This is a genomic window from uncultured Arenimonas sp. (assembly GCF_963976025.1).
GTDB lineage: Bacteria > Pseudomonadota > Gammaproteobacteria > Xanthomonadales > Xanthomonadaceae > Arenimonas.
Window position 1 is genome coordinate 1 of the sequence record NZ_CAXBJS010000106.1, and the last position, 9,255, is coordinate 9,255.

The 9,255-nt window shown below is 70.7% G+C and carries 10 protein-coding genes; 9 read left to right on the forward strand and 1 reads right to left on the reverse strand.

Annotated elements, in window-relative coordinates; genetic code table 11:
- Positions 1–866 (reverse strand): ribonucleotide reductase N-terminal alpha domain-containing protein (locus AACZ35_RS09330; protein WP_339828414.1); only part of this gene is annotated, 866 nt, incomplete at its 3' end.
- A gap of 521 nt (positions 867–1,387) precedes the next feature.
- Between AACZ35_RS09330 and AACZ35_RS09335 the strand changes: the two genes are divergently transcribed.
- The 9 genes from AACZ35_RS09335 to AACZ35_RS09375 all read left to right on the forward strand — a co-directional run.
- Positions 1,388–2,848, forward strand: a complete 1,461-nt coding sequence (locus tag AACZ35_RS09335; protein WP_339828416.1) for a Do family serine endopeptidase — start codon at positions 1,388–1,390, stop codon at positions 2,846–2,848.
- A gap of 70 nt (positions 2,849–2,918) precedes the next feature.
- Positions 2,919–3,206: a hypothetical protein gene (locus tag AACZ35_RS09340; protein WP_339828418.1), complete on the forward strand. Its 288-nt coding sequence runs from the start codon at positions 2,919–2,921 to the stop codon at positions 3,204–3,206.
- A gap of 9 nt (positions 3,207–3,215) precedes the next feature.
- Positions 3,216–3,668 (forward strand): hypothetical protein, encoded by a 453-nt coding sequence (locus AACZ35_RS09345; RefSeq protein ID WP_339828420.1) that lies wholly within the window; start codon positions 3,216–3,218, stop codon positions 3,666–3,668.
- Positions 3,665–4,162: a hypothetical protein gene (locus AACZ35_RS09350; RefSeq protein ID WP_339828422.1), complete on the forward strand. Its 498-nt coding sequence runs from the start codon at positions 3,665–3,667 to the stop codon at positions 4,160–4,162. Before AACZ35_RS09345 ends, AACZ35_RS09350 begins: the two co-directional genes overlap by 4 nt.
- Positions 4,163–4,307: 145 nt before the next feature.
- Positions 4,308–5,312, forward strand: a complete 1,005-nt coding sequence (locus AACZ35_RS09355; protein ID WP_339828424.1) for an AI-2E family transporter — start codon at positions 4,308–4,310, stop codon at positions 5,310–5,312.
- A 47-nt stretch (positions 5,313–5,359) separates the two neighbouring features.
- Positions 5,360–6,073 (forward strand): HAD family hydrolase, encoded by a 714-nt coding sequence (locus AACZ35_RS09360; RefSeq protein ID WP_339828425.1) that lies wholly within the window; start codon positions 5,360–5,362, stop codon positions 6,071–6,073.
- Positions 6,070–7,464, forward strand: coding sequence for a leucyl aminopeptidase family protein (locus tag AACZ35_RS09365; protein ID WP_339828426.1), 1,395 nt, complete (start codon positions 6,070–6,072; stop codon positions 7,462–7,464). The genes AACZ35_RS09360 and AACZ35_RS09365 overlap by 4 nt, the downstream gene beginning before the upstream one ends.
- Positions 7,465–7,569: 105 nt before the next feature.
- The gene (locus tag AACZ35_RS09370) at positions 7,570–8,811 is read left to right on the forward strand and encodes an efflux RND transporter periplasmic adaptor subunit (protein WP_339828427.1); all 1,242 of its coding nucleotides are present in this window, start codon (positions 7,570–7,572) and stop codon (positions 8,809–8,811) included.
- 84 nt (positions 8,812–8,895) lie between these two features.
- The coding region (locus AACZ35_RS09375) for an ATP-binding cassette domain-containing protein (RefSeq protein ID WP_339828429.1) at positions 8,896–9,255 on the forward strand (360 nt) is incomplete at its 3' end.

The following is a 9,255-nucleotide window of genomic DNA, read 5'->3' on the forward strand; positions in this document are numbered from 1 at the left end:
ATGATGCGGTTCCACAGCTGCTGCGCGCGGATGTGGCCGTAGATCTTGCAGGCCACCAGGCCGTCTTCGCGGCTGACGTAGTTCTCCGAATGCGGCCACTCGCGCCAGATGACCTGCTTGGGGTCGTTGACGTCGACGTCGCCGGCTTCCTTGACGTTCACCGGGAACACCAGCGGCCAGTCGGTGTCGTCCTCGACGGCCTTGATGAACTCGTCGGTGACCAGCAGCGAGAGGTTGAACTGGCGCAGGCGGCCGTCCTCGCGCTTGGCGCCGATGAATTCCTTCACGTCCGGGTGGGCCACGTCGAAGGTGCCCATCTGGGCGCCGCGGCGACCGCCGGCCGACGAGACGGTGAAACACATCTTGTCGTAGATATCCATGAACGACAGCGGGCCCGAGGTGTAGGCGCCGGCGCCGGACACGTAAGCGCCACGCGGGCGCAGGGTCGAGAACTCGTAGCCGATGCCACAGCCGGCCTTGAGCGTCAGGCCGGCCTCGTGGACCTTGCCCAGGATGTCGTCCATCGAGTCGGTGATGGTGCCCGACACGGTGCAGTTGATGGTGCTGGTGGCCGGCTTGTGCTCAAGCGCGCCGGCGTTGGACGTGATGCGGCCGGCCGGGATCGCCCCGCGGCGCAGCGCCCAGAGGAAACGTTCGTACCAGTACTTGCGCTTCTCGGCCGTCGGCTCGGCATCGGACAGGGCCCGGGCCACGCGCTGGTAGGTGTGGTCGATGGTGGCGTCCACCGGTTCGCCACGCTTGGTCTTGAGGCGGTACTTCTTGTCCCAGATGTCCTGGGATGCCGGCTGCATGTCGATTTCCTGCGCCGCTTTGCTCTTTACCGCCTCCAGGCGAACCGTGCTCATAAGTCCTTTCTTCCTCCCGGGGCGCCCCCTCGGGAAGGGCGCCTTTGTCTGAATTCTTATCGGGTCCAGCCGGCCCGGAATCCGGGGGAAGCGTCACCCGCCCGCGGGACCTTGCCCCGTGGCTTGTGTGATGTCCGTTCCGGTTTCCGCATGCCGTCTCGCCTTCGCGTCGTACCTGCTTGCCACCCCGCGCCTTTAACCCAAGGCCTTGGGGCCGCCCCCCGCTGCCGACCACAAGATGTAGTGGCAACGGTAGGCAAAACTACCCCTGCCCGGAGGGGCTGTCAACCGCCCGGGCGCAATCAAAACCGGGTGGGAAACTCCAATGCCATCAATCATTTCCCCCTTTGAGCTGCGGTTGTCCTGAAATTCTCCCGGTCCACGTTGAAGCGCCCCGCCGTGGGGCGCCCCGGGAGCCCCGGAAGGCCCGGCGCGACCCCGGACACCCCTTGTCCAGCCGCCGTTTGGACGCAATCTGGTATCAATCGCGGGCTGCCCGACCCGCCCCGGAGACCTGCCTGATGCGTTTGCCCACCGTTGCCGCCCTGCTGATCGCCGCCCTTGCCGGCGCCGGGGCCGCCCACTGGCTGGCCCAGCCGGCCGCGTCCGATGCCGCCGCCGCCCCGGCCCCGCCCAGCCGCGGCGACCAGGCCCTGGAAAAGGCCGCCGAACTGGCCCTGCCGCGCGCGGCCCACGCCGCCCTGCCGGTCGAGGTGGACGGGGTGGCCCTGCCCTCGCTGGCGCCGATGCTCGAACAGGTGACCCCGGCGGTGGTGAACATCTACAGCCGCCAGGTGGTGCGCGTGCGCAACCCGCTGGCCGAACTGTTCGGCATGCCCGGCATGCCCCAGCAGCGAAGCCAGCAGTCGCTGGGCTCGGGCGTCATCGTCGATGCCGAACGCGGCCTGGTGCTGACCAACCACCACGTCATCGAAAACGCCGACGAAGTGTCGGTGACCCTGGCCGACGGCCGCACCTTCGAAGCTGAGTTCATCGGCTCGGACCCGGACACCGACGTCGCCGTCATCCGCATCCCGGCCGAAGAGCTGGTGGCCATTCCCCTGGCCGACTCGAGCAGCCTGCGCGTGGGCGACTTCGTGGTCGCCGTCGGCAATCCCTTCGGCCTGGGCCAGACCGTCACCAGCGGCATCGTCTCGGCCGTGGGCCGCAGCGGCCTGCAGGGCCTCGGCTATCAAAACTTCATCCAGACCGACGCGTCCATCAATCCGGGCAATTCCGGCGGCGCGCTGGTCAACCTGCGCGGCGAACTGGTCGGCATCAACACCGCCAGCTTCAACCCGCGCGGCAGCGCCGCCGGCAACATCGGCCTGGGTTTTGCCATCCCCGCCAACCTGGCCGACGAGGTCAAGCGCCAGCTGCTGGCCTATGGCGAAGTGCGCCGCGGCAGCCTGGGCCTGGACAGCGAAGACCTGAACCCGCGCCTGGCCGAACAGCTGGGCCTGCCGGCCAACCAGCGCGGCGCCGTGGTCACCCGCGTCTACCGCGGCAGCCCCGCCGAAGCCGCCGGCGTGCGCCCGGGCGACCTGGTGGTGGCCGCCAACGGCACCCGCGTCGACAGCGCCCAGGCCCTGCGCAACCTCGAGGGCCTGCTGCCGGTGGACGAACAGGTGCGCCTGGACCTGATGCGCGAAGAGCGCCGGCTGAGCGTGCAGGCCGTGCTCAAGGCGCGCACCACCGAAATCGACGGCGCCGACATCGACCCGCGCCTGGCCGGCGCCACCCTGGCCGAACTGCCCGAACGTTTCCGCCAGCGCGGCTGGTACGGCGTGGTCGCCAGCAAGGTCGAAGCCAACAGTCGCGCCGCCCGCAGCGGCCTGCGTCCGGGCGACTACATCCTGGGCGTCAACCAGCGCCGCGTCGACGACCTGCAGGCCTTCCGCGACCGCATGCAGGACCCGCCGCGGGCCCTGCAGCTGGACGTGCGCCGGGGTGGCCGCACCGGCTTCCTGCGCATGGAGTGAGACCGCGCCGCGAGCGGCTTACGGTGTAAGGTGGACACGTCTTCAACAGGTCGTACCGGAGGAGCCCCCCATGAGTCCTGAGCAGCAAGCAAACGCCCGCCACATCGACCAGGCAAAGGAAAACCTGGGCGACGCCCGCGACGCGCTCAAGTCCGGCGTCGACGAAGCCCTTGAAGCCGGCGCCGCCGCCGCGTCCGAAGCGCGCGCTGAAATCAACGAACAACTCGAAGGCCTGATGGAACAGGGCCGCGGCATGCTCAACCAGGCCGAAGACCTGATCCGCAGCAAGCCGCTGGCGTCCTTCGGCGTCGCCTTCGCCGCCGGTTACCTGGTCGCCGCGCTGACGCGCCGCAAGTAAGCCCACGCCATGACCGACGCGGATCCGCGCGCCGGCGAAGGCGCTGGCAAGCTCGGCGACGACGCGCATGCGGTGCTTTCCGCGGCCCGCGACACCGCCAGCGCCTATTTCGGCACGCTGCACGCACTGCGCCAGCTGTTCCTGGCCGAGGTCGGGCTGGCCCGCCATGCGCTGACGCAAGCGATGGTGCTGCTGATGCTGGCCACCGTGATGGTGGCCACCACCTGGGGCCTGCTGACGGCGCTTATCGTCGCCGGCATCCGCGCCACCGGCGCGTCCTGGCCGCTGGCGATCGCGGTGCCGCTGCTGCTTAGCGTGCTCATCGGCGCGCTCGCCGCCTGGCGCGCGCACGGCCTGATGCGGCACCTGGATTTCGAAGCCACCCGCCGGCAGGTCAAGCTGGGCCTCAAGGGCCTGCCCTCCGAACCGCCGTCGGCCGGCGATGACGAGGCCGCTCCATGAAACTGAGCGAACGCCTGGCCGCCGTGCACGAAGCCGAAACGCACTGCGTCGAGCGCCGGCAGCAGATCAGCGACACCCGCGAACACCTGCGCCAGGAACTGCACCGCAGCGCCACGCCCACCCGCATCCTGGTGTCCGGCGCAGCCCTGGGTTTCGCGGTTGGCCTGAAGGAACCCAAGGGCGGCCACCAGTCGCTGGCCGGCAAGGTGCTGGGCGGCCCGGTGTTTTCGATGGTGCTCGAGGCGGTGCTGCCGGGCCTGCTGGCGGGCATCACCGCCGCCGCCGGCCTGCAGTCGGCCGAAGAAGACGAAATGGCCGAAGAGGTCAACGACGAAGAAGCGGACGCCCAGGCGCAGGCCGAGGCGGAAGCACAAGCCGCCGCCGAAGAAGCGGCCGAGGCCGAAGAAGCCGCTGAACGCGCGGCGGTGAAAGCCGCCGCCGCCAAGAAGGCGCGGGCCGCGAAGGCTGCAAGGGCGCGCCGTGGCACGGCGTAGGCGGCCGCGCGGCGGCGGCGAGTCCGGCTCCGGGCCCGACACCGGGTCGCGGCAGGCAACGCCGGCTTCCCCGACCCGGCCGGGCTCCGAGCCCAAACCCGCGCCCGACCGCGGGCCGGCGCAGCGGCGCGCGCAGGCGCGGCCGATGTGGCTGCTGGTCATCGCGGCCCTGCTCTATACCTGCTACCTGGCCAGCAGCCTGATCCTGCCAATCGTGCTGGCCGGCTTCTTCGCGCTGCTGCTGGCCCCGCTGATGCGGCGCGCGCCGCTGCGCTGGCTGCCGCGCGCGGTGTCGGCGGTGCTGCTGGTGGCGGCGCTGCTGGGCACCATCGGCGCGGTCGGCACCTTCCTGGCGGCGCCGGCGGCCGAGTGGGTGCGCAAGGTGCCGTTCGTGATGCGCGACGCCGCGCCCAAGCTGCAGCAGATGATCGAACCCTTCAACCAGGCCAACCGCGCCCGCGAATCGCTGGGCAGCCTGACCAAGGAGCCCGGCCAGGGCAACGAAGCCGTGGTGGTGCAGCCGCCGCAGCCGGACCTTGTCGACGCCATTCCCGGCGTGGTCGGCCCGATCCTGGCGGTGATCCTGCTGACCTTCAGTTTCCTGGTGTTCGGCGACGACGTGCTGCGCAAGCTGCTGGACCTGCGGCCGACGCGGGCGCACAAGAAGCTTACGGCCGGCATCGTGCAGCAGATCCAGTCCGACCTTTCGCGCTACATGCTCACCATCAGCGGCACCAGCTCGATCCTGGGCATGGCCACGGTGGCCTGGCTGTGGTGGCTGGACGTGCCCGACCCGCTGCTGTGGGGCGTGCTGGCCGCCGGCCTGAACCTCACGCCCATCGTCGGCCCGCTGGTGATGTTCCTGATGCTGTCGCTGGTCGGCCTGTCGCAGTTCGACACCCTGGGCGCGGCGATGCTGCCCGCCGCCGGTTTCATCGCGCTCAACGCCCTGGAAAGCCAGCTGCTTACCCCAATGGTGCTGGGCCGCACGATGCACATCAATCCGCTGGCGATCATCCTGTGGCTGATGCTCTGGGGCTGGCTGTGGGGCGTGCCCGGGCTGCTGGTGGCGGTGCCGATGCTGGTGTGCCTGAAGATCGTCGCCGACCACGTCGAGGACTGGAAGGGCTGGTCGCGGCTGCTGGAGTGACGCCGGCTTCACGGGCCGCTGCCGCGGCCCCGCGCTATCATCGGCCGGTGGAAACGCTGCCCCGGGCGCTCAGCCTCGACCTTGACGACACCCTCTGGCCGATCTGGCCTTCGATCGAACGCGCCGAGCGCGCGCTCGACGCCTACCTGCGCGAGCACTGCCCGCGCACGGCCAACCGCTTCCCGGTGCACCGCATGCGCCGGCTGCGCGAGGAAGTGGCGGCCGGACACCCGCACCTGGTGCACGACTTCACCCAGCAGCGGCTGATTTCGCTGCAGCTGGCGCTGGAACGCTCCGGCGACGACGTCGGCCGCGCCGAAGAAGCCTTCGAGGCCTTTTTCGCCAGCCGCAACCAGGTCGAGCTCTATCCCGACGCCCTGGCCGCCCTGGCCCGGCTGTCGGCGCGCTGGCCGGTGGCCGCGCTCACCAATGGCAACGCCGACCTGGCGCGCATCGGCATCGACAGCCACTTCCACTGCTTCATCAGCGCCCGCGACCAGGGCCACGCCAAACCCGACACCCCGATCTTCCTGGCCACCTGCGAACGCCTCGGCCTGGAACCGGCCCAGGTGCTGCACATCGGCGACGACCCGCTGCTGGACGTCATGGGCGCCCGCCGGGCCGGCCTGCGCAGCTGCTGGATCAATCGCAAGAAAGATTCTTGGCCCCAGGGGCTACCCCGGCCCGACCTTGAATTCGCTACGCTAGCCGGTCTCGCCGACTGGCTTGAATCCCACCCCGCCGCCACGGAGCCACGATGAACCTGCCCGCCTGCTTCGACCGCCCCGAGTCCGCCGACGGCGCCCTGCCGCTGGTGCTGGTCGGGCGCGACGGCCTGGCGGCCTGGCGCGAGGCGCAGCCGGCGACGGTGCAGGCCTGGCTGCGGGCGAACGACTTCACCGGCCAGCCCGGCGCGCCGCTGCTGGTGCCCGGCGCCGACGGCCAGCCGGCCTTCGCCCTGGCCACCGTGGCCGACGCCGCCGACCCGCTGGCGCTGGCACACCTGCCCCAGATGCTGCCGCCGGGCAGCTACCGCCTGGCCGACAACAGCCCGCAGGCCGTCGATCCGGGGCTGGCGGTGCTGGGCTGGGGCCTGGGCAGCTACCACTTCGGCCGCTACCTCAAGCCCAGCCGCGAGCCGGCCCGGCTGGTCATGCCCGGCGACGGCGAAGCCGTGGCCGAAGCCCTGGCCCACATCGAAGCCGCCGGCCTGGTCCGCGACCTCATCAACACCCCGACCGAACACATGGGCCCGGCCGAGCTCGAGGCCGCGGCCGCCGAACTGGCGCGCGCCCACGGCGGCGAGATCCGCTGCGTGGTCGGCGACGCGCTCACCGACCAGAACTTCCCGGCCATCCACGCCGTCGGCCGCGCCAGCCACCGCGCGCCGCGTCTCATTGAACTCACCTGGGGCGACCCCGCGCACCCGCGCCTGGCCATCGTCGGCAAGGGCGTGTGTTTCGACACCGGCGGCCTGGACATCAAGGGCTCCGACGGCATGCGCAACATGAAAAAGGACATGGGCGGCGCCGCCCACGCCCTGGGCCTGGCCAAGCTGGTGATGGCGCGCAAGCTGCCGGTGTTCCTGCAGATGCTGGTGCCGGCGGTCGAAAACGCCATCGGCCCCAACGCCTTCCGCCCCGGCGAAGTGCTGGCCACGCGCCAGGGCCTCAGCGTGGAAGTGGACAACACCGACGCCGAAGGCCGGCTGGTGCTGTGCGACGCGCTCACCTATGCCGCAGAAGGCAAGCCGGCGCTGCTGATGGACTTCGCCACGCTCACCGGCGCCGCACGCATCGCGCTGGGCCCCGACCTGCCGGCGCTGTTCGCCAACGACGAATCGGTCGCCGCCGATTACCTGGCCGCCGGCGAAGCCAGCCGCGACCCGCTGTGGCGCATGCCGCTTTGGCGCCCTTACCTGCACTACCTCAAGTCCAACGTCGCCGACCTGGCCAATTCCGGTTCCACGCGCATGGCCGGCTGCGTCACCGCGGCCCTGTACCTCGAGCGTTTCGTGCCCGAAGGCCAGGCCTGGACCCACGTCGACGTGTACTCCTGGAACGACAACACCCGCCCGGGCAAACCCGCCGGCGGTGAAGCCCAGGGCCTGCGCGCCGCCTGGGGACTGCTGCGCAAGCGCTTCGGCGGCTGAGGCCGGCGCAGGTGACACTCGTCACCTGCAGAAACTAACTTCCGGCACCTTGGTCGTCACCGGACGGCGGGTACACTGCCCGCCTGTCACCGGATACGAGCCGCCATGCCTGCTTCGTCGGACCTCATCAAGGAACTGCGCATCGACCGCAAGGCCGCCGCCGCGCCCGGACCGGCGCGCGGGCGCGGCGCCTGGCCCTGGCTGGCCGGCGCCGCGCTGCTGGTGCTTGGCGCCGGCGCCTTCTGGCTGCTGCGCGAAGACGCCGTGCCGGTGCGCGTGGCCATCGCCGAAGCGGAAACCTCGGCGGCCGCTTCGGCCGGGACCTCGGTGCTCGACGCCAGCGGGTATGTCACCGCCCGCCGCATCGCCACGGTGTCCTCGAAGATCACCGGCAAGGTGGACGAGGTGCTGATCGAAGAAGGCCAGGTCGTCGAAGCCGGCGAAGTAATGGCCCGGCTCGAGGCCACCGACGCCCAGGCCCAGCAGGACCTGGCCCAGGCCCGGCTGGAAGCCGCGCGCAACGACGCCAGCCGCGCCGACGCCCAGCTCAAGCTGGCCCGGCAGACGCTGGCGCGCACCCGCGACATGGCCGCGCAGAAACTCGTCGCCGCCGCCGCGCTCGACCAGGCCCAGGGCGAACACGATGCGCTGGCCGCCCAGGTCCAGTCCGCGCGCAGCAACATCCGCGTCGCCGAACAATCGCTCGCCCTGGCGCGCATCGGCGTCGACAACACCATCGTGCGCGCGCCCTTCGCCGGCGTGGTGACGGTGAAGGCCGCCCAGCCGGGCGAAATGATCTCGCCGATTTCCGCCGGTGGTGGTTTCACCCGCACCGGCATCGGCACCGTCGTGGACATGGATTCGCTTGAAATCAACGTGGACGTCAACGAAGCGACCATCGGCCGGGTCAAGCCGGGCCAGAAGGTCGAGGCCGTGCTCAATGCCTACCCGGACTGGCGCATCCCGGCCGAAGTGATCGCCATCGTGCCCACCGCCGACCGCAGCAAGGCCACCATCAAGGTGCGCATCGCGCTGCTCGAGCGCGATGAACGCGTGGTGCCCGACATGGGCGTACGCGTGTCCTTCCTGGAAGACGCGCCGCCGCCGACCGCCAATGCCCCGCTGGCCACCGGCGTCACCGTGCCCGCCGGGGCCGTGGTGCAGCGCGAAGGCCGCACCGTCGCCTTCGTCGTGCGCGAAGGCCGCGCCAGCCAGCGCGAAGTGCAGGTGGCCGACGCCCGCGACGGCCGCAGCCGCGTCAGCCGCGGGCTGGCGGTGGGTGAGAAGGTCGTGCTGGCGCCGCCGGTGGAGCTGGCGGATGGGGCGAAGGTTGTCGTGGAGAACTAGGTCCAAGGCATCGGGGCTCAAGCTCCTCCCACAAAAGCAGCATCGGGGCTCAGGCCCCTCCTACAAATTCATCGAGAGGTCGTCATGTCTGATTCCCTGGTTCAGATCCGCCAACTGACCAAGCACTACACCCGCGGCAAGCAGACCGTCGAGGTGCTGCACGGCATCGACCTGGACATCCCGCGCGGCGACTTCGTGGCGCTGATGGGCCCGTCCGGTTCGGGCAAGACCACCCTGCTAAACCTCATCGGCGGCCTGGACACGCCCACCGCCGGCAGCGTCAGCGTCGACGGCAGGCGCATCGACCAGTTCAGCGGCGGCGAACTGGCCAAGTGGCGCGCCGAACACGTCGGCTTCGTCTTCCAGTTCTACAACCTGCTGCCGGTGCTCAGCGCCCAGAAGAACGTCGAACTGCCGCTGCTGCTGACGAAAATGAGCGGCGCC